Origin of the sequence: Nitratireductor sp. StC3 (assembly GCF_003015025.1) — a bacterium.
GTDB lineage: Bacteria > Pseudomonadota > Alphaproteobacteria > Rhizobiales > Rhizobiaceae > Mangrovimarina > Mangrovimarina alexandrii.
Window position 1 is genome coordinate 439,836 of the sequence record NZ_PYBP01000002.1, and the last position, 19,604, is coordinate 459,439.

Genomic DNA, 19,604 nt, shown 5'->3' on the forward strand with positions numbered 1-19,604 from the left:
CGTCCGGCCCGCCGGGCGGTTTCGAAGGCTTGACCTCGGCGCGGAAATGACCGACCCAGATCGCAGCGTCGTGCCTCGGGGATCGTCCGGCCGTGAAACTCTACACCTATTTCCGTTCCTCCGCCGCCTACCGGGTGCGGATCGCGCTCGCGCTGAAGGGGCTGGCGTTCGAGCCGGCCTATGTCCATCTCGCCAGGAATGGCGGCGAACACCGTTCCTCGGCCTATCGCGCCGTCAATCCGCAGGGCCTGGTGCCCGCGCTCGAGGACGACGGCAGCGTCATCACCCAATCGATCGCGATCTGCGAATATCTCGAGGAAAAATATCCCGAACCGGCCCTGCTGCCCGAAGCGCCCGTGCATCGTGCCTATGTGCGCGCGCTGATGGCGGCGGTCGCCTGCGACATCCATCCGCTCAACAATCTGCGTGTCCTCAACCACCTGACCGGCGCGCTGCAGCTTGGCGACGACGTCCGGCTCGACTGGTATCGGCACTGGATCGCCGTCGGCTTCGAGGCGCTCGAAGCCCAACTGGTCGCCTCGGGGCTGGCCGGACGCTTCGCCTTCGCCGACACGCCGACACTGGCCGACGCCTTCCTCGTGCCGCAGGTCTACAATGCCAGTCGTTTCGAGTGCCCGCTCGACGCCTATCCCACCATCACGCGCATCGCCGATGCCTGCGATGCGCTCGACGCCTTCCGTGCCGCCCGCCCGGAGGCGCAGGGCGACGCCGGCTGACGGTCTCTCCGCCAAAGCTCACAAAAGCGGCGCCTTGCCGACGCTTTGCGAACGGGCGATCCACGGCGTCTGGCGTCCGCCCGTGGCCTCGACCACGCGGCGCTTGAGCGCGAGATAAAGCTCGTCGAGTTCCAGTTCGCCCGAGCCGTCGCGGTCAATCCCGGGATCGCCGCGCGCCGCCATCACCGCCGCCAGCGCCTGGGTGTAATAGCCGCCGCCGGCGGCGGGGCTCTCGATGCTGAACTGCCGGCCCTTCGACGCGGCGATCACCGTGATCGAGCTCCCGCCCGCCTCCAGCAGGGCGTCGGCGGCGCCGTCATTGGTGGCCTGGCTGGCGCTACCCGAATGGCAGGCGTCGAGAAACACGAAAACGCGCGAGCGGATCGCGGCGAGCCGGTCGGCGATTTGCGACCAGGCCAGTCCGGTTTCGGCGAGCGCGTCGACCCGCGTCGCCGGCCCGGCCAGATAGAACCGTCCCTGTGCATCGCGCAGTCCGTGGCCGGCAAAGAACACAAAGACCGTATCGCCGGCGCTGGCGCGTGTGGCCAGATCGGCCAGCGCCGCATCCAGCGTGCGCGGCAATGTGGCGTCGTCGAGCAGCGGACCGACGATCTCGACCGTCTCGTAGCGGCTGCCGGCCGCCTGTCGTGCCGCTTCCGTAAAGCGCCGGGCGTCGGCGACGGCGTAGCCGAGCTGGGACAGGCCGCGCGTGTCTTCGTAACGGTCCGTTCCCACCGCGAGCACGAACAGGCGGCCGCGTGCGGCTTGGTCGACCGCGGGCAGTGAGATCGAGCGCGGCGCGCTTTCGAACCCGCGCGCATCGACGGCGACGACGCTGATCCAGCGCGTTTCGGGCGCTGTCGGCACCGCGACGCGACCGTCGTAGGCGGTGCCCTCGAGCGGCAGGGTCTCGATCAGCGCGCCGTCGCGGTAGATGCGCAGCGCCTTCAGACCGGTGGCCGAACGCGCGTCGACCGCCACATTGACCGTGCCCGCCTGCGCCGGCTCATCGGCGACGGCGGCGCCAAGACGCGGCGGCGCGGCGAGGTCGAGAGCAGCCGCCGACCCGGCCTCGGCGCGAAGCGCCTGACGCACCGCGTCCGGCTGCTCCAGCACCGCTGCCATCTGCGACAGGCTGTAGAGCGCGGGGCGGCCGACGAAGCGCATCTGGACGTAGCGTCCTCCTTCCGGTGTCGCGGTATAGCGGCCCTGGGCATCCCAGATCACGATCTCGTCGTCGACATAGCGCCCCTGCAGCACGGATGCTCCGGTTGCCAGCCGGTGTACGGCGAAGGCGCCGTCGGCGTTGACCTGCATGAAATGGGTGCGGTTCTGTGCCAGCGAAAAGCGCGCCCCGCGCGCATTGCCGGCGAGCGCCAGCGGCCCGGAGAGGCTCTCCCGCGCGAGGTCGACGACATACATTTGCCGGCCGACCGGCAAAAGCAGATGGCGGTCGCCGAGCATGGCCGGCTCGAGGCTGTCGAACTCGATCAGCTGGTGGAAGTCCTGGCTCATCTTGCCGCCGAGCGTGTCGCCGGGCGCCGGATCGCCTGCCGCGGCGAGCCTGCCGTAGCGCGTTTCCCGAGCCGATATGTCCAGGCCCGTTTCGAGATCGGCCTCGACGATCTCGCAATTCACGCCATTGCCGGCACAGTAGAAGCGGCGGTCGAACAGCAGATTGTAGTGGCGGCTGCCGCGGTCGTCGCGGACGAACAGGTCGACCTGGCTGAGCGCCAGATTGCCGACAGTGCCGATGCCCTGGCAGCTCGCTTGGGTCAGCCACGCCACGCGGCCGGCCTGCTCGAAGCGCCACAGGCCGGCGAGATGCTCGCCGTAGGGCACGCCGCCGGAAGGCCAGCAGCCGAGCATCTGGGTGATGACCGTTTCGGCCTCCGGCATTTCCCGCAGCAATTGCTGCACGCGCGGCGCGACCTCCCGCGCCTCGACCGCGCCGAGCCGCGCGCGCTTTTCGTCGTCGGTCAGGGGCAGCCCGTCGATCCGCGTGATCGCCGCGCGCACCGCATCGAGCGGATTTTTGACCGGGGTCTGGGTCGTGAACGGCATGTCGAGACGTTCCGCCACCAACTCCTCGATGCTGCGTCCGGCGGTGCGGTCGAAGGAAAGCGGCGTCGCCCCGCGCAGCAGCGATGCGGTCAGCAACGGATCGTCGCCGACATCGGGCGTGCTTTCGACGGCGATCTCGGCATGCGCGACGGCGCGTGCGGTGAGCGCGTCGACATTGTCGACGATGTCGCCGAACACCGCTTCGGGATCGTCGATATAACGGAGATGCGACGGCAGGACCGCCGCGTCCGCCGCCAGCGGCCTGGCGGCAAGGCGCCGCCCGCTGCGCCGGCGGATTTCCGCCGTCAGCGCCTCGACATGGGGTTCGGCGTCAGCGCGCCCATCCGCGCTTGCGCCGACGGGCCCCGCCGTGGCCAGCCCGTAGACTGCCTGGATCGCTTCGGGGTCGTCCGTGCCGGCCTGCGTGCGCAGGAGATAGCCATTGGCGATATCGAGGCCGACGGCATCGGTGTCCTGCAGTTCGATCAGCTTGACGGGAAGCCCGCCCCCGGGTCCGTCGCGCAGCAGGCTGATCACGTGGCCGGGCGGCTGCAGCATCTTCCACCATTTCGGCGGCACCACAAGCAGGGCGTCGCCATGGGCCCACAAAGCCGGTGGATCGGGCTCGGCCACAAGCTCGCCCGACACCAGGTCGACGACTTCGAATTTGGGTTTGTTCTTGCCTGCCGTGAAGAAGTGGCACGGTTCTCCCGGCGCCCCGCCGAGCGCGGCGACGAAGCGGGCGGTCGGCGAGAAATCGGGGCAATTGCCGCGCCGATCGACGATCTTGCCGCCGCTTTTGCGGTCGAACACCTGATAGTGGCCGTCGAAGACCCGCAATTCGTAGCGTCCGTCGCGGGACCGGATGACCCGGCGCGGGCGCGAATAGTCGTAAAGATCCTGCACGACGATCCGGTAGCGCTGCGCCTCGACCTCGAGCCTGTGCGTCCCGGTTTCCGTCAATTGCCATTCGCCGCATTCCGACATCGCGACCACCGCCCAGGACAGGCCGAACCGGCCTTCGCGGAACGGCTTGACCTCGAACCGGCCGGCTCGCGGTGCGTCGGGTGTTTGAAGTGGCACCATCGCGCGCGTCCATTTCCGCGCGAAGCCGACCCCGAGCGGACCCGGCGTTCCGCCCGGCAGCGGGATCACGCCGTCGCCGCCGAAGCGCACATCGTCGATCGTGACGACGAAAAGCCAGGCGCTGGTTCCCTGCGGAAAGGCGCGCCCGTCGCGCGACCAGCGCACCGTGACCGGATCGCCGGCCGCAATCACCGCGCCGGCCTCGATCTCCACGTTGATGTCGGCGGCGACGTCGCGTGCCTGGGCTTCGCGTTCGCCGCAGCGTTCCGCGGCCATGGCTGCCTGTCCGGCGAGCATCGCGGCCAGCGCCGCGGTCAGAAATCGAATGGGCCCCCGTGCGAGCATTTCTCCCCCCTCTGCCTTCCGGCGGAAAATGGACCGATTTGCGCGTCCGGTTCAACCGTCCTGTCCGCACCGGGCCGGTTCCGCTCCGCCAGCGGTCAAGACCCGAGGATCAGATCGGGCGCGCGCCTTCGAGGCGAACGGGGTCGACGAGCAGCCGCCTGATGGCGGGTGTCACCGAAACCAGGGGCCGCGGAAAACGCATCGCTGCCGCTCCCGATCGCGAGAGAGTCGTTTCAAAACGCGCGCGAGGTCTTCCCTTTGTCGTCTCCAGATGCAAAATTTCCGGCTGGATCATCACACTGGAGCGAGACTGCCATGGGACTCTTCGACTTCGTCAAATCGGTCGGCAAGAAAATCGGCATCGGAGGCGACGACGAGGCGCCCGACGCCGGGTCGGTGAAAAAGGAGCTCGATTCCCACGAGCTGGGCACCGAGAAGGTCGATGTCGAGGTCCAGGGTGACAAGGTGGTGCTGAAGGGCGTGGTTTCCGACCAGTCCGCCTTCGAAAAGGCGGTGATCGCGGTCGGCAACACGCTTGGCATCTCCAAGGTCGAGGCGAGCGAGCTCAAGGTGGTCGCGCCGGAGTCCGGGCTGAAGCTCGACAGTGTCGACATGACCGAGCTGGTGGCCGCCGCCGCGCCGGCCAAGGACCCGGTTTTCCACACCGTCGAGAAGGGCCAGAACCTGTGGAAGATCGCCGAGGCGCATTACGGCAAGGGCAAGGGCGCCAAATATACGGTGATCTTCGAGGCCAACCGGCCGATGTTGTCGGATCCCGACAAGATCTATCCCGGCCAGGTGTTGCGGATTCCGCATCTCGCCGAGGCCTGAACCGCCCGAGCCGGTTTCGGGTTGCCAGTCGCGAAGCGGCGGAACACGGTTTCCGCCGTTTTGCGTTTGGGAAGACCCGGGGAGGCCGCGATGACGGAACTGCCGTCCGGCGTGCGCCACGTCGCCAATTATCTCACGCCCGCCGACCAGGCCGCGCTGGTGGACGATATTCGCGCCGTTGTCGCCGAGGCGCCGCTCTATACGCCCGCGATGCCGCGAACCGGCAAGCCGCTGAGCGTGCGCATGACCAATTGCGGCGCGCTTGGCTGGGTGACGGATCGCGACGGCGGCTATCGCTACCAGCCCACCCATCCCGCAACGGGTCGACCGTGGCCGTCGATCCCGCCGCTTCTCACCGCGATCTGGAACGCGCTTTCCGGCTACCCGCATCCGCCCGAGGCCTGCCTGGTGAATTTTTACGCGCCCGGCGCCAGGATGGGACTGCATCAGGATCGCGACGAAGATGAATTCGCCGCGCCCGTGTTGTCGATCTCGCTCGGCGATGCCTGCCTGTTTCGGGTCGGCGGCACCCAACGCGGCGGGCGCACCGTTTCGATCAGGCTGGAAAGCGGCGATCTCGTCGTGCTCGGCGGCGCGGGACGGCTTTGCTATCACGGTGTCGACCGTATCTATCCCGGCACATCGGACTTGCTGAGGCAGCCGGGGCGCATCAATTTGACCCTGCGCCGCGTGACCAGGCCGAAACCGTAGCGGCGTTGCGCCGTGGACCGAAACGGCGGCGGGCGCCGTCGGGAGCGCTCAGTTCCGGTAGGTCGAGCCCTCCTCGTCGAGGATCGCCTTCAACTCGTCGAGATGGCGCCGGGCGGCGGCGACCGGATAGGCGTCCATCTGCGCGGCCACCTTGCGCGCCACCGTGTCGGGCAGCCGACGCAGCGTCTTTCCGGTCCACAGCGCCTTGATGTAGGTTTCGCAGGCGCGTTCGAAATAATAGAGCCGGTCGAAGGTTTCCGCGACCGTGTCGCCGATCACCAGCACCCCGTGATTGCCCATCACCATCACCTTGACCTTGGGATCGTCGAGAAGCGTGGCGCACCGTGCGCCCTCCTCGGCGAAGGCGAGCCCGCCATACTGCTCGTCCACCACCACGCGCTCGAAAAACATCGCCGAGGTCTGGTCGATCGGCGGCAGGGTCGAATCGGCGAGCGAGGCGAGCACGGTCGCATGGACGGAGTGCACATGCATGACGCAGCGCGCGTGGGGGCAGTCGCGATGCAGCGCGCCGTGCAGGCCCCACGCCGTCGGGTCCGGCGCGTCCGGACGCCGCATCGTGTCGGGGTCCTCGGCGTCGAGCTCGATCAGGTCGCTCGCCTTGATACGGGAAAAATGCATCATGTTGGGATTGATCAGGAAACGACGGCCGGAAGGATCGAGCGCCAGCGAGAAATGGTTTGCGACCGCCTCGTGCATGCCGAGCCGGGCCGTCCAGCGGAAGGCGGCGGCCAGATCGGCCCGTTCCTCGGCGAAGGGCAGGGTCGCGCCCGTCGATCGGGCGGTCGCAACGACGCTCATGGCGTGGCTCCCGTTCGGTCCGGCTCGGCCTGCGCGGGCGCTACGCCGCGCAGGCCGCCGGTCTCGACGATGAAGTCGACAATCGCCGCGACGCCGTCGCCGCGCGACAGATCGGTGAAACCATAGGGTTTGCCGCTGCGCATGCGCGCCGCGTCGGCCTCCATCGCGCCCAGATCGACATTGACGTGCGGCGCGAGATCGGCCTTGTTGATGACGAGATAGTCCGAGCGCGTGATGCCCGGACCGCCCTTGCGCGGAATGTCGCCGCCCTGGCACACCGAAATCACGTAGAGCGTGAGATCGGCGAGATCCGGCGAGAAGGTGGCAGCCAGGTTGTCGCCACCCGATTCGATGAACACGATGTCGAGATCGGGGAACTTGCGGCTCAGGCCGGCGATTGCCTGCAGATTGATCGAGGCGTCCTCGCGGATCGCGGTGTGCGGGCAGCCACCGGTTTCGACCCCGACGATCCGGTCTTCGGAGATCGCCTGCAGGCGCGCCAGCATCTGCGCGTCCTCGGTGGTGTAGATGTCGTTGGTAACCACGCCGATCGAGAACTCCGCGCGCATCGCCTTGCACAATTTTTCCGTCAGCGTGGTCTTGCCGGCGCCGACCGGCCCGCCGATCCCCACGCGCAGCGGTCCATGCGTTTGTGTCATGAGCGGAACAGCCTCGAATAATGCGTTTCGTGCCGCATCGCGGCGATCTCCGCCATGATCGTCAGCGAGCCGAGATCGTCAAGGCTCGATGTCGCGGCGCGGCGCGCCGTGTCGGTGACGGTCTCCTCCAGGTCGGCGAGTAGCGCCACGCCCGCCGTCTGGCCGATGACGCCGAGACGGATCGCCGCCTGCAGCAGGTTGGAGGCGAAGGCCTGCAGGAAGGCGGCGACGGCCGCTTGGCAGGCAATGTCGTGGTCGCGCGCCGCAGCGGCGACGGCGACGCAATAGGCGCAGGTTTCGGGCAAAGCGTCGAGCGCCGGACAGGACCAGGCGGTCACCGCATCGCGAAACGCCGCGCCCTGCAAGGTCGATTCCAGATGGCGTTCCTTCGAACCGGCCAGCGCCTCGGCGAGCGCGTTGATTTCGGCGAGGTCGCCGCCATCCCCGGTCCGCCGCCAGGCCTCGCAAAACAACACCGCGTCGTTCCAGCCCGACCCGCGTCGCAGGACCATCTCGATCCAGTCGCGCAACGCGTCCTTGTCGGCGGCCATCCCGGCCGCAACCGCGCTTTCGAGCCCATGGCTGTAGCTGAACGACCCGACCGGAAAGCTCGGCGACAGCCAGGCCTGCAGCCGCAGCAGATCGCGCGTCACCGTTTCGCCGCCGCATCCAGATCGTCGAGGTCGCCGATCCTGAGATAATGGAGCTCGCGGACGAGCCGGATCGTCGGTTTCAGGCCGAAAAACGCCGATCCGACCACGAAGAACCAGATCGCGACGGTTTCCACGGAGGGATAGAAAAACAGCACCGACCCGACCAGGAAAAGCATCGCGGCCGAAAAGTCGACGCATGTGTAGCCGAGTTCGTAGACGGCGTAGAGCCGGCGATGGCGTTCGGAGCGGCTTCGGTTGGCGGGGTCGAAAAGGGTCACGGCGGTCGGTTCTCCCTGTGGCATTCCTCGTGCCCGTTGCCACCGTCAAACGCTGCCGCAACGAGGCGTTCAGCCATGGCCCTCTTCGCGCCGGCCAGGCCCGGCCGGTTCGTGCGCATGGCTGTGCCCGTGTCCCGAATAGGCGCCGCGCAGCGGGCTGAACGGCGCGCTGATCTCGGACACTTGGGCCCCCAGCCCTTCCAGCATCGCGCGGATGACATGGTCGCGCACAATGACGATCCTGTGCGCCTCGATCTGCGCGGCGAGGTGCCGGTTGCCGATATGCCAGGCAAGCTCGCTCAGATGCAGCCGGTCGCGGCCCCGGATATCGTAGAGCGCCTCCTCGGCGGCGATGATTTCGGCATGGCGGCCGTCGTCCAGCACCAGCACGTCGCGGTGCTCCAAAACGACCGTCTCGGGAAAGTCGACCAGTATCCTGTCGCCATGGGCGAGCGCGACAGTCTTGCGGCGCAGGTGGCGCTCGTCATGCGCAAGCACCGCCAGGTCGAAGGGAACCGGCCGCGCCGAATCGGCGGCGATGTCGGCGGCGCGCCGGAAATGGCTCGCCCGAAGCATCAGGATCCGCCGCCGGCGGCCTGGGCGCGCGCGCGCGCCGGACGCGCCAGCACACGGTCGAGATAGGCGTTGACCCGATCGGAGGCGATCGCGAATTTGGCGCCGCGGGCCCAGGCGCCGATATCGCCCAGCATCACGTCGACGGCGGAAAAACGGTCGCCGAGCGCGTAGTCGCGGTCCGCAAGACGCCGGTCGAGCGCCGCGATCTCGGCGGCGAAATCATGTGCCGTCGCCGGGCCGACATCGGCGCGCAGCGTCTCCGGCAGCAGGAAGCGGTGGCGCAGCTTGTTCCACAACGGCGCCTCGAGCTCCGATTGCAGAAAGAACATCCAGCCGTCCAGCTCGGCCCGGCCGGCCAGGCCCGGCTCCGGCCCCATGCCCTTGTCGGCGTGTTTTTCGGCGAGATAGCAGCAGATCGCCGCCGAATCCGTCACCACCGTCTCGCCGTCGACCAGCATCGGCACCTTGCCGGACGGGTTGAGCGCAAAGGCTTCGGGCGAGCGGATCTTGACCTCGACGAACTCGTAGGGCTGGCCGAGCTCTTCCAGCATCCACAACACGCGGCTGACCCGCGATCCGCGCGATCCGACGGCCTGATACATGATTTGTCGTCCTCCGCCGCGGCCCGGCCGCGTCTTGGTGTTCGGTGCGGTGCCCTATCCCGGTGTGTCGAACAGGCGCCAGATCCACGATATCTGGTAGATCAGCGCAAACGCAACGAAGGCGGCGTGAAAGACGCGATTTCTCGTCGACACCGCCACGATGCACAGGATGACGAACAGCACCGTGCGCACCATGTACTCGTTGCCGAAACGGGCGAAATGCGCCGTACCCTTCAACAGCGTGTCGACAATGTCGAGCAGGTAGGTCGACGCCAACAGGCCGAAGAACCAGGCCCGGCGGGCCAGGAAGAACTCTTCGTAACTTTGGTAGTCCCACATCGAATCGGGAAACAGCAGCGCGCACAGCAAAAACAAAACGACCGCGTAGGATATGATGAAGAGATAGACCCCGAAGGTCCAGCTCTCGACCTTGAACAGCCCGTATTCCCACCACCAGAAATGCACCAGCATCAACAGCAGCGACGCGACCCAGGCCAGGTGGACGGGATAGAGCGGATATTGGCGCGGATGCTGGATGATGCGCGCCACGCCCGACAAAAGCCGCGCGACCGCCAGGCCCACGACCATGCCCATCACGATGCGGATATGCGGATAGATCTGGGTTGAAGAAACCGCGTCCGTTTCCATCGTCCTCGCGTCCGTTCGTCAAGGCGGCGGCCAACTCCCGCATTCGATGGAACGGCCGGTCGCGCCACTATGCGCGGATTTTTCGCGCAAAAACAAACCCCGGCGCGCGCGGGCGGCCGGGGTTCGCTCGATCGACGATCGCGAAGGATCAGGCCGCTTCGGCAACCTTGTCCTTTTTCAGCGCCTCGAGGATGGTCTGCGGCGAGGACGCGCCGTAGGGGTCGGTCTCGCAATTGTCGGAGAAGCCTTCCTCCTCGAACCATTTCTCGACAACGCCGTCATTGACGACGGCGCCGTAGCGCCAGGAACGCATGCCGAAGCCGAGATTGTCCTTGGCCACCAGCATGCCCATCTTGCGCGTGAACTCGCCCGAGCCGTCGGGAATGAGCTCGACATTCTTCAGCCCCTGCGTCTTGCCCCAGGCGTTCATGACGAAGGCGTCGTTGACGGAGATGCAGTAGATCGCGTCGATGCCGAGGGCCTTGAACTCGTCGTAGAGCTTCTCGAAATCGGGAAGCTGGTAGGTCGAGCAGGTCGGCGTGAAGGCGCCGGGCAGCGAGAACAGCACCACGCGCTTGCCGGCGAAATAGTCGGCGCTGGTCTTGTCTTCCCAGCGGAACGGGTTGGGACCCTCGATCGTCTCGTCGCGCACGCGGGTGCGGAAGGTGACATCGGGCACTTTTTTGACGGTCATCTGCAACTCCTTCAAGCAATGTCCGGCGGCGCCCGAGAGGAACCAGGCGGCATCGCACGGGACGTTTTGGGATTTCCGGCTGCCGGGAGGAGGGTGACCGGAAACTCTCGGGGATAGATCATGTTGCACCGGCGAAGTGAAGCCCTTCGCAGCGCGGCAAACCGTTGCAGCCGGTCGGGAGCGCAAGGGCATCGTCATGGCGGAGACGATCGCGACGGGACCGCCCTGTCGGTCGAGTTGGGCCAGGACGCCTTCCGGCGCCTCGCTACGTCGCGCCGTGGGGCGCAAGCTGGTCTAAAACAAAAAATAGCGCTGCGCCATCGGCAGCACGCTCGCCGGTTCGCAGGTCAGCAGCTCGCCGTCGGCGCGCACGTCGTAGGTTTCCGGATCGACCTCGACGGTCGGGGTCGCGTCGTTGAGCACCATCGCCTGCTTGCCGATCCCGCCGCGGGTGTTGTCGACGGCGACCATCGCCTTGTCGACGCCGAGCGCGTCTTTGAGCCCCGCCGCCAGCGCGGCCTTTGAAACGAAGGTGACCGACGAGGCCGCCGGGGCGCGGCCGAAGGCGGCGAACATCGGCCGCATATGCACCGGCTGCGGGGTCGGGATCGAGGCGTTGGGGTCGCCCATCGGGGCGGCCGCGATCATGCCGCCAACCAGCACCATCTCCGGTTTGACGCCGAAAAAGGCCGGATTCCAGAGCACGAGATCGGCGCGCTTGCCGGCCGTCACCGAGCCGATTTCGGCCGCCATGCCCTGCGCGATCGCCGGGTTGATGGTGTATTTGGCGATGTAGCGGCGCACGCGCAGATTGTCGTTGTCGCCGGTTTCCTCGGCCAGCCGGCCGCGTTGGCGTTTCATCTTGTCGGCGGTCTGCCAGGTGCGGATCAGCACCTCGCCGACCCGGCCCATCGCCTGGCTGTCCGACGAGATGATCGAAAACGCGCCGAGATCGTGCAAGATGTCCTCCGCCGCGATGGTCTCCTTGCGGATGCGGCTTTCGGCGAAGGCGATATCTTCCGGAATCGTCGGCGACAGGTGATGACAGACCATCAGCATGTCGAGATGCTCGGCGATGGTGTTGACGGTGTAGGGCCGGGTCGGATTGGTCGAAGACGGGATCACGTTGGCGAGCCCGCAGATCTTGATGATGTCGGGCGCGTGGCCGCCGCCGGCGCCTTCGGTGTGGTAGGCGTGGATCGTACGCCCCTTGAAGGCGTCGATCGTGGTTTCCACGAAGCCGGACTCGTTCAGCGTGTCGGTATGGATCATCACCTGAACATCATGGTCGTCGGCCACCCGCAGGCAGGTGTCGATGGCGGCCGGCGTCGTGCCCCAATCCTCGTGCAGCTTCAGCGCGCAGGCGCCGCCCAGCACCATTTCGTGCAGCGCCGCGGGCAGGGATGCGTTGCCCTTGGCCGCCAGGCCGATATTCATCGGGAAGGCGTCGAAGGACTGGATCATGCGGCCGATATGCCAGGGGCCCGGCGTGCAGGTGGTGGCGAGCGTGCCGTGGGCGGGACCTGTCCCGCCGCCGAGCATGGTCGTCACGCCCGCCATCAGCGCTTCCTCGATCTGCTGCGGACAGATGAAATGAATATGGGCGTCGAAACCGCCTGCCGTCACGATCCGGCCTTCGCCGGCGATCGCCTCGGTGCCGGGACCGATGACGATGTCGACGCCTGCCTGCGTGTCGGGATTGCCGGCCTTGCCGATTGCCGCGATGCGCCCGTTTCTCAGCCCGATATCGGCCTTGACGATGCCGCTCGCGTCGACGATCACCGCATTGGTGATGACGGTGTCGACCGCACCCTCGGCGCGGCTTGCCTGGCTCTGGCCCATGCCGTCGCGCACCACCTTGCCGCCGCCGAACTTCACCTCCTCGCCATAGACGGTGAAATCCTTCTCGATCTCGATGAAAAGCTCCGTGTCGGCCAGCCTTATCCTGTCGCCGAGCGTGGGGCCGAACATCTGCGCATAGGCGGACCGCGAGAGTCTTGCCGGCATTGTCTTATTCCTCCCCGTCCTGCCGCCAGGCGGCGCTCCGATAACGCGCGGGGATCGGGTCGACGAGCGGGTCGTCGAAGCCCAGCGCCTCGAGCGCGTCGAACCAGCGGTCGCGCTGGCTTTCGGGCAGTCTGGTCCCGCACCAGGGGCAGTGGCCGATCAGGACGGTGGAGGCGCCGCCGTCGTGCACGATCAGGCCGTATTCGTCGAAGACTGCGCTATAGGCGATCAGCATATCGGGACAGGTGAACGGATCGTCGGCGTGTTCGGCGCAGCCATTTTCGAGGGCGTTTGTCATTTGCGTGCAGCAATGCCGCACGGTCGGGGTGGCGAAATCAGGCGGAAGACCGCCGGGATCGAGCCACAAAACACGAAAATCGGGAAAGAGCCGGCTCGACATCACATTCTCGACGGATTGGGAACGACAATGACGCGTGCCGCGTTCGGACAATCGGGTCGCGTGCGCGCCAGATTTGAGCGGTAAGGAGAGATCAGGTGATGGTTGATACGATGGACGGCGAGGCGGGAGCACTTCACCTGGCTGTCGGCGCGCTGCTCATAGCCGCCGCGATGTCGGTAACGCCGCTGGCCGCCCAGGGGCTCGACAGCGAGAAGGCGATCGATTCGATTGTCGGCTCCGATGTCGTTGAAGAAGAACAACAGGCCGCCGCCGCGCCGGAGCGCATCGTCAAGGCGATCGAAAACACGGCGCAAAGCGCGCGGGAAGTGCGTCACAAGTTCAATCTGGAGCGCATCGACATCGTCTTTCTTCCCGATGCGGCCGACAACAAGGCGCCGGGCGAGATCGACAGCAAGCTTGAGGAATATGCCGAGGAGATTGCCGATCTGCGCCGCGAGATCGAAGGCAACGCCATGCTTTACCACGCCATCGATTCGCGCTCGGTAATGGTCAGGGACGTGCTTGCGGTCGAGTTCGACGACCAGAACGGCGCCACCGTCTTCGCCGCCGCGAAACCCGCCCGATAGAGGCGGCGCGGCCGATCGGCGGGTTTTCGGGCCTGTCATCTCACAATTTTCCCATCACCATTTGCCGGAACCCGTAGACCCGGCGCGCGCCGCCGAGCGGGACCAGCGTCACGTCGCGCTCCTGGCCCGGCTCGAAGCGCACCGCGGTGCCGGCGGGAATGTCGAGGCGCATGCCGCGGGCGGCCTCGCGGTCGAACACCAGCCCGGCATTGGCCTCGAAAAAATGATAGTGGCTGCCGACCTGGACCGGACGGTCGCCGCTATTGGCGACCTTGAGCGTCACGCTCGGGGCGCCCGCGTTGAGCTCGATCTCGCCTTCGACGGTGATGATCTGACCGGGAATCATCGCGCTAGCCCGCCAGTGCCAGCCACAGACCGCCGAGCGCGGCGGCGGCTCCCGCGCCGCGCGCGATCGGGTGCGGCGCCCGACGAAGCAGACGCCCGCCCGCCTGGACGAGCGCGCCGCCCGCGGCCAGAAGCAGCGCGGTCGCCGCGACGAACCCCACGGCGTAACCGGCGGAACTGCCAAGCTCCGCGCCGTGCGCGTGGCCGTGAAACAGCGCGAACAACCCGACCAGGGCGGCGGCGCCGCGAACCGGTACCGGCAGCGCCAGCGCCGCAAGGAGGCCGATGGCAACGACGGATGCCAGGATGACGGGTTCCACGAAAGGCAGCGCCGTTCCCGCGTGCGCCAGCAAGAACCCGGCGACCATGATGGTGATGAAAGCCAGTGGCAGTTGCCAGAGCGCCCGTCCGCCGAGCGAGGCCGCCCATACCCCGGTCGCGACCATCGCCAACGCATGGTCCGCGCCCGAAAACGGGTGCGCGAACCCGGCGGCGAACGCGCCGTGCACATCCGGCCCGGAATGGGCAAGGGCGGGCGTTGCGGAGGCCGCGAGGATCGACGCGGCAATCATAACGGCGGTTCGCTTCACGGGGACCTTCCTTCCTGTGGGGATGTCGGGGTTGCGTCGGGGGGGCGCGCGCGGATCGGCTCGTGCACGGTGACCAGCTTCACGCCGTCGGGAAAGGTCGCCTCGACCTGCACGTCGTGGATCATGTCGGCCACGCCCTCCATCACCTGGTCGCGGGTCACGACATGCGCGCCGGCTTCCATCAGCTCGGCGACCGGGCGGCCGTCGCGGGCGCCTTCGACGAGGAAATCGCTGATCAGCGCGACGGCTTCGGGATGGTTGAGCTTGACGCCGCGTTCCAGGCGCCGCCGCGCCACCATGGCCGCCATGGCGATCATGAGCTTGTCCTTTTCCCGCGGCGTCAGATGCATGGGCGTCGTTCCGGGCAAGATCGCTGCATGGCCGCCGCGCCGATCGCCCCCGGTTGCCGGAATGGTCGCGCATCGGCCCCGCCGCGACGCCGGCCGGCCCATCGATGGATTTCGCGCATCAAAATGACCAAAATTTCGGCACTCCCGCTTCTTCGTTGAGCAAACCGATCAGCGGCACCAGCCGTTTTCTGAGCGCGTAGCCGTCCGCTGCGACAATCCTGGCAAGAAGCTTGCCAGTTCCGGCCACTTGCCAGGCGCTGACCCCGCCATCTTCGGCGACGATCGCGCGCGCGGCCGAGAGCGACCGCTGGGGCGCGCCGCCAATCTTGAGCACCGTCGCCATCGCCAGGCCGCCATTGAGCGCGCAAGGATGCGCGATCAGGCTGCCAACCGCGCCGTCCAGCGCGAAATCCTCCGCATGGACGAGGCGGCCCTGGCTGCGGACGCGCCAGCGATCCCGCATGAGCGCGCCGCCGATGCGCTCGCCCATCGCCAGACGGCCGAACAGCGTCGCTTCCACGAACAAGCCCTGCGCGTCGCCGTCGAGCTCGATATCGATTTCTCGCGTGAGCGCGGAGTGGTCGAACAGGATCGTCTCCTGCGGCAGCCATGCGATGCGGCTGCCTGCGCCGGCCCGGATCGTGCAGGCGATCCGGGCGACGTCGCCGCCGCTGCGGTAGATCTTTTCGCAGGCCTGGCTCGTCACCGACAGCGCCGTTTCGGGGCCGGCCTCGATCGACCAGGCGAGGCGGTCGCCGCCTGTCAGGCCGCCGGCCGTGTTGATCAACACCGCTTCCAGCGGGTCCGCCGCGCGCCTGGGCAGGCGGATTTTGGCCGCGCCGGCCTGGTGCAGGTCGCGCAGGCACGTGCGCGCGGCCGCGTGCTGAACGACGAGCCGCGCATGCCCGTCGGCGCGCTGGGGCAGGCAATCGGCCGGCGTGTCGATCAAAACGTCCATCACTGCGGCTCCGCGACCGTCGAGCTTAGCGGATGGTGGTGAATTGTCGAGCGGCGCCACGAGGCCGGAGCAAAGCGCCCGTCGCCTTATTGTGGCGGGAAGTGTAAGCGTCTAGAACACGCAGCAAGGGCGCATGTTCGCCATGCAGAGGGATCCGGGGATTAATGAGCGATCAACTGGCCGACGACATTCTGGATAAGATCGCGGACCATGCCGGTCTCGACAAGACCGAGATCACCGACGAGACCGAGCTGATGGAACTCGGTATCCATTCCCTGGAACTGACCGAGATCATCTTCGACATCGAGGAAAAATACGACATCGAGGTGGAGATGAACACGTCGGAGGCCTGGAGCAGGCTCAAGAATGTCGGCGACGTCGTCAAGGCCGTGCGCGCCTTGATCGAAGCCAAGCCCTGACATGTCGGATCGCGGCAACCGGATCGTCATAACCGGGCTGGGCGGCATTTGCGCGCTGGGGACCGATGTCGGCGCGATCTGGCGGTCCATGGCCGCCGGCAGGCCGGGTATCGGCCCGCTTACGACGGTGCCGCCGCACGATTTGAAGGTGATGATCGGCGGCGAGATCGCGCAGCTTCCCGACCACGGGCTCGAGCGGCGCCAACTCGTCACGATGGACCGCTTCAGCCTGCTGGCGACGATCGCCGCGCGCGAAGCCCTGCGCCACGCCAAGATCGAGGTGACGCCCGAGAACGAATACCGCATCGGCGCGGTGATCGGGACCGGCATATGCGGCTGGGAGGCGATCGAGGAAAGCTATCGCGCGGTCTTTCTGGAGGGAAAGAAGCGCGCCAACGTCTTCACCGTGCCGCGCGTCATGCCGGGCGCGGCCGCCGGCCAGGTCAGCATGGTGAACGGTCTGCGCGGACCGGTCTTCGGCGTGACCTCGGCCTGTTCGTCCTCCAACCACGCCTTCGCCGCCGCCCTCGATCAGTTGCGGGCCGGGCGCGCCGACATGATGCTGGCGGGCGGTGCCGACGCGCCGCTGGTCTATGGCGTCATGAAGGCGTGGGAATCGCTGCGTGTGCTGGCCAAGCAGGCCTGCCGCCCGTTCTCGGCCGATCGCGACGGCCTGGTGCTTGGCGAGGGCGCGGGCGTGGCCGTGCTCGAGACCTACGACCATGCCCGCCGGCGCGGGGCCCCGATCCTTGCCGAACTGGCCGGCATCGGCATGTCGGCGGATGCCTCCGACATCGTCGCCCCGAACGTCGAGGGTCCCGCGGCAGCCATGCGGGCCTGTCTCGCCGATGCCGGGCTTGCGACCGACGGGATCGACTATGTCAACGCCCACGGGACTGGGACCAAGGCCAACGACAAGATCGAGACCGAGGCGCTCGGACGGGTGTTCGGCGAACGCGCCGGCGATCTGTCGGTATCCTCGACCAAGTCGATGCACGCGCATTGCCTCGGCGCCTCCGGCGCGCTGGAGATGATCGCCTGCGTCATGGCGGTGCGCGAGGGCATCGTGCCGCCGACCATCGGTTATCGCGAGGCCGATCCCGAATGTCCGCTCGACGTGACGCCCAACGAGGCCAGGCGGCGCGACGTGCGCGCGGCGATCAGCAACGCCTTTGCCTTCGGCGGCACCAACGCGGTCGTCGCCGTCAAGCGGGTCTGAGCGCGGCGCGACGAGGCTCGACCGATCGGCTCTATGGTCGGGGCGGCTGTCTGGCGGCCCCGGCCGGGGCATCTCAGTTTCCGAACAGCTTGCCGAGCGCCTTTTCGAGCTTCGAGCGTTCCTCGGGGTCGGCGGTCGCCGGCATGATGAAGCGGTTCAGGAAAAGCCGCGCGTCCTTCACGGTGGCCACGCTGCCGCGGCGCAGATAGGACAACGTCGACAACAAGACGTTGTCGTCGCCGCACGCGGCGGGCGAATAGATCCAGTAGGACCCGTTCTCACCCTGTGCCTTTTGCATGCCGCACCGCTTGTCGGGTGGCGCGTCGCGCCAGAACAAGGACAGGATGTCGGTCAGCGCCGAGGGATTGTTGGCGTAGTAGCTGTGCTTGAGCATGTCCTCGCCGATCCCGGTCATGTCGATACTGTCGACCTCGGCGGTGTGCAGGATGTTGCGGCCGCCCTGGCCGGCGCGCGGGGCGTCGCCGTGCAGCTGTCGCGACACCGCCAGCGCCCAATCCTTGTTCGAGGCGTAGAGCGTGATCCGGTTGGCGATCGGACGGATGGTCTTCATCATCTCGGCGAACAGCCCGGCATCGAGATCGGGCGCGGTGAACAGCACCTGGTCGAAGGCGGGCCGCTTGCCCTTGTAGCGCAGCGCGAACAGTTCCAGCGCGTCGGTCATGGCGCGGTTGCCCATCGAATGGGCGATCAGGTGGATGCGCGTGGCGCCCGATTTGGCGACCAGATCCTCGAGAAAGCGGCTCAGGCGTCGGCCCGACAGGTTCACCACCGCGGTATCGGCGATATAGCTCATCACCGAAGCGCGCGACGGCCAGGAATAAAGCACCGGCAGGCCGTCGAAATTCATGTCGTAGGCCATCTGCGCGGTGCGCTGGGCGGCTTCGTGGAACGGCACGTTGAAACCGTGCACGAACACGAAGGCCTCTTGCGAGCCGGATGCGGCGGCCTGCTGGCGCATGGCGCCGAACACGGCTTCGGGCGATCCGGGAGTCACCGATTGCAGCACCACGTGCCGTTCCGGGTCCTCGCGGAACTGAAAGGTCCACCAGGACGGTTTCTCGATCTGGCCCGGGCGGTGTTGCTCGGGAATGCTCACCGTCGCCTCACCCATTTCCAGCTCGCCGCGCTGCCCGCCGTAAAACTCGTTCGGCACCGCGCTGCCCGAGCGGGCGCGGTCCGTGGCGTAGTAGATCTTGACCCTGGTGAATTCCTTTTCGGGATCCGGGTCGAAGGCACGGCTGCTTTCCTCCAGCCGGCGCGCGCTTTCCTCGTGGGCGGCGATGGCGCCTTTGGCCGCTTCGGCGGCCGTGGCGCCTGCGGTTTCCGCGATCGCGGCGAGCTCCAGCAGCAGCGGCGGGATCGCCTCGTCCAGCGCTGCCAGACGGGCGATCGCGAGCGCCCTTTCGAGCGTGGCGACCGCGGCCTCGGGATCGCCGAGCGCGCGCTGGTCTTTCGCCAGCGCCCGCAAGACGGGCACCAGCTCGGGCGCGCTCTGCCCGTCGCTGTCGCCGATCTGCGCGGCAAGATCCTGGCGGGCCTGCGCCGCGGCCGCCCGATCGCCCTTGCGCTCCTGCAGCTCTGCCAGGCGCGCCAGCAGGTCGCGCAGCGATCTAGGATCGGTCTCCTCGGCGCGGGCCGCCGTCAGCAGCGCGATCGCCTGGTCGACATCGCCCTCGCTGACCGCCTGCTCGATCCTGACGCCGAGCAGCGGATCGGTCGCGGCCGCCGGCGCAAGCGTTCCGGCGACCAGCGCCGCCGCCAGCGCGATGGCGCCAAGCCGTTTTCCCGTCGGAAAGATCGGGGACGAAAAAAACCTGCCGAACATAGCCCACCCGCGCCTGTCGAAATCCTGTTGCCGTGGCCGCCGTTCTAACGACTATCCCGGCTTCGCGCGACGGCACAATGAACGCGCACCCGTTCCCGGCCGCGGCGACCGCCGATCATGGCGCGCGAATGTGGAATATTTGCGGTTCGCCGCGCCGGCCGGCCAAAGCCGGCGTGCGGC

General features: G+C 67.4%; 22 protein-coding genes. 6 read left to right on the forward strand and 16 right to left on the reverse strand.

Annotated features, from left to right (window positions below; all coding sequences use genetic code 11):
- Window positions 1–92: 92 nt before the first annotated feature.
- Complete coding sequence (gene maiA / locus C7T96_RS06640) at window positions 93–737, forward strand: maleylacetoacetate isomerase (protein ID WP_106570380.1); 645 nt, start codon at window positions 93–95, stop codon at window positions 735–737.
- Window positions 738–755: 18 nt separating this feature from the next.
- Here the strand turns inward: maiA and C7T96_RS06645 are convergent, their stop codons facing one another.
- Complete coding sequence (locus tag C7T96_RS06645; protein WP_158264315.1) at window positions 756–4,163, reverse strand: caspase family protein; 3,408 nt, start codon at window positions 4,161–4,163, stop codon at window positions 756–758.
- 384 nt (window positions 4,164–4,547) lie between these two features.
- On the opposite strand from C7T96_RS06645, the gene lysM reads away from it, so the two are divergent.
- Together lysM and C7T96_RS06655 are read left to right on the forward strand one after the other, a co-directional pair.
- Window positions 4,548–5,063, forward strand: coding sequence for a peptidoglycan-binding protein LysM (gene lysM, locus C7T96_RS06650; RefSeq protein ID WP_106570382.1), 516 nt, complete (start codon window positions 4,548–4,550; stop codon window positions 5,061–5,063).
- Window positions 5,064–5,153: 90 nt separating this feature from the next.
- Window positions 5,154–5,774, forward strand: a complete 621-nt coding sequence (locus C7T96_RS06655) for an alpha-ketoglutarate-dependent dioxygenase AlkB (protein ID WP_106570383.1) — start codon at window positions 5,154–5,156, stop codon at window positions 5,772–5,774.
- A gap of 48 nt (window positions 5,775–5,822) precedes the next feature.
- Here the strand turns inward: C7T96_RS06655 and C7T96_RS06660 are convergent, their stop codons facing one another.
- From C7T96_RS06660 to C7T96_RS06705, 10 genes are all read right to left on the reverse strand, one after another.
- On the reverse strand, window positions 5,823–6,593 hold the full coding sequence (locus C7T96_RS06660) for a class II aldolase and adducin N-terminal domain-containing protein (RefSeq protein WP_106570384.1): 771 nt from the start codon (window positions 6,591–6,593) through the stop codon (window positions 5,823–5,825).
- A complete protein-coding gene (ureG, locus tag C7T96_RS06665; protein ID WP_106570385.1) occupies window positions 6,590–7,252 on the reverse strand; it encodes an urease accessory protein UreG in 663 nt (220 codons plus the stop codon). The genes C7T96_RS06660 and ureG overlap by 4 nt, the downstream gene beginning before the upstream one ends.
- On the reverse strand, window positions 7,249–7,905 hold the full coding sequence (locus C7T96_RS06670; protein ID WP_238719790.1) for an urease accessory protein UreF: 657 nt from the start codon (window positions 7,903–7,905) through the stop codon (window positions 7,249–7,251). The genes ureG and C7T96_RS06670 overlap by 4 nt, the downstream gene beginning before the upstream one ends.
- On the reverse strand, window positions 7,902–8,183 hold the full coding sequence (locus tag C7T96_RS06675; protein ID WP_106570386.1) for a YrhK family protein: 282 nt from the start codon (window positions 8,181–8,183) through the stop codon (window positions 7,902–7,904). The genes C7T96_RS06670 and C7T96_RS06675 overlap by 4 nt, the downstream gene beginning before the upstream one ends.
- Window positions 8,184–8,252: 69 nt before the next feature.
- Entirely contained in the window at window positions 8,253–8,759 is a 507-nt protein-coding gene (locus tag C7T96_RS06680) for an urease accessory protein UreE (RefSeq protein WP_106570387.1), read from the reverse strand.
- Window positions 8,759–9,361: a glutathione S-transferase family protein gene (locus C7T96_RS06685; RefSeq protein ID WP_106570388.1), complete on the reverse strand. Its 603-nt coding sequence runs from the start codon at window positions 9,359–9,361 to the stop codon at window positions 8,759–8,761. The genes C7T96_RS06680 and C7T96_RS06685 overlap by 1 nt, the downstream gene beginning before the upstream one ends.
- Window positions 9,362–9,415: 54 nt before the next feature.
- Complete coding sequence (locus C7T96_RS06690; protein WP_106570389.1) at window positions 9,416–10,009, reverse strand: hypothetical protein; 594 nt, start codon at window positions 10,007–10,009, stop codon at window positions 9,416–9,418.
- Window positions 10,010–10,157: 148 nt separating this feature from the next.
- Window positions 10,158–10,703 (reverse strand): peroxiredoxin, encoded by a 546-nt coding sequence (locus tag C7T96_RS06695; protein WP_106570533.1) that lies wholly within the window; start codon window positions 10,701–10,703, stop codon window positions 10,158–10,160.
- A gap of 294 nt (window positions 10,704–10,997) precedes the next feature.
- Window positions 10,998–12,710 (reverse strand): urease subunit alpha, encoded by a 1,713-nt coding sequence (gene ureC / locus C7T96_RS06700; protein WP_106570390.1) that lies wholly within the window; start codon window positions 12,708–12,710, stop codon window positions 10,998–11,000.
- 4 nt (window positions 12,711–12,714) lie between these two features.
- The gene (locus tag C7T96_RS06705) at window positions 12,715–13,110 is read right to left on the reverse strand and encodes a hypothetical protein (RefSeq protein WP_199190423.1); all 396 of its coding nucleotides are present in this window, start codon (window positions 13,108–13,110) and stop codon (window positions 12,715–12,717) included.
- A 98-nt stretch (window positions 13,111–13,208) separates the two neighbouring features.
- Between C7T96_RS06705 and C7T96_RS06710 the strand changes: the two genes are divergently transcribed.
- Entirely contained in the window at window positions 13,209–13,697 is a 489-nt protein-coding gene (locus C7T96_RS06710) for a hypothetical protein (protein ID WP_106570391.1), read from the forward strand.
- A 40-nt stretch (window positions 13,698–13,737) separates the two neighbouring features.
- On the opposite strand, the gene C7T96_RS06715 is transcribed toward C7T96_RS06710, so the two are convergent.
- The 4 genes from C7T96_RS06715 to C7T96_RS06730 form a co-directional block, all read right to left on the reverse strand.
- Window positions 13,738–14,043, reverse strand: a complete 306-nt coding sequence (locus C7T96_RS06715) for an urease subunit beta (protein WP_106570392.1) — start codon at window positions 14,041–14,043, stop codon at window positions 13,738–13,740.
- Window positions 14,044–14,047: 4 nt separating this feature from the next.
- Window positions 14,048–14,632 (reverse strand): HupE/UreJ family protein, encoded by a 585-nt coding sequence (locus C7T96_RS06720; RefSeq protein WP_245414079.1) that lies wholly within the window; start codon window positions 14,630–14,632, stop codon window positions 14,048–14,050.
- Window positions 14,629–14,982 carry an urease subunit gamma gene (locus tag C7T96_RS06725; RefSeq protein ID WP_106570535.1) on the reverse strand — a complete coding sequence of 118 codons (354 nt, stop codon included), beginning with the start codon at window positions 14,980–14,982 and terminating at the stop codon, window positions 14,629–14,631. Before C7T96_RS06725 ends, C7T96_RS06720 begins: the two co-directional genes overlap by 4 nt.
- 118 nt (window positions 14,983–15,100) lie before the next feature.
- Window positions 15,101–15,940 carry an urease accessory protein UreD gene (locus C7T96_RS06730; RefSeq protein WP_106570394.1) on the reverse strand — a complete coding sequence of 280 codons (840 nt, stop codon included), beginning with the start codon at window positions 15,938–15,940 and terminating at the stop codon, window positions 15,101–15,103.
- Window positions 15,941–16,104: 164 nt separating this feature from the next.
- On the opposite strand from C7T96_RS06730, the gene C7T96_RS06735 reads away from it, so the two are divergent.
- Both C7T96_RS06735 and C7T96_RS06740 read left to right on the forward strand, forming a co-directional pair.
- The gene (locus tag C7T96_RS06735; RefSeq protein ID WP_106570395.1) at window positions 16,105–16,359 is read left to right on the forward strand and encodes an acyl carrier protein; all 255 of its coding nucleotides are present in this window, start codon (window positions 16,105–16,107) and stop codon (window positions 16,357–16,359) included.
- 1 nt (window position 16,360) lies between these two features.
- Complete coding sequence (locus C7T96_RS06740; protein ID WP_106570396.1) at window positions 16,361–17,578, forward strand: beta-ketoacyl-[acyl-carrier-protein] synthase family protein; 1,218 nt, start codon at window positions 16,361–16,363, stop codon at window positions 17,576–17,578.
- A 73-nt stretch (window positions 17,579–17,651) separates the two neighbouring features.
- Here C7T96_RS06740 and C7T96_RS06745 read toward each other — a convergent pair whose 3' ends face one another.
- Window positions 17,652–19,424, reverse strand: a complete 1,773-nt coding sequence (locus C7T96_RS06745; RefSeq protein WP_106570397.1) for an alpha/beta hydrolase — start codon at window positions 19,422–19,424, stop codon at window positions 17,652–17,654.
- Window positions 19,425–19,604: the final 180 nt, after the last annotated feature.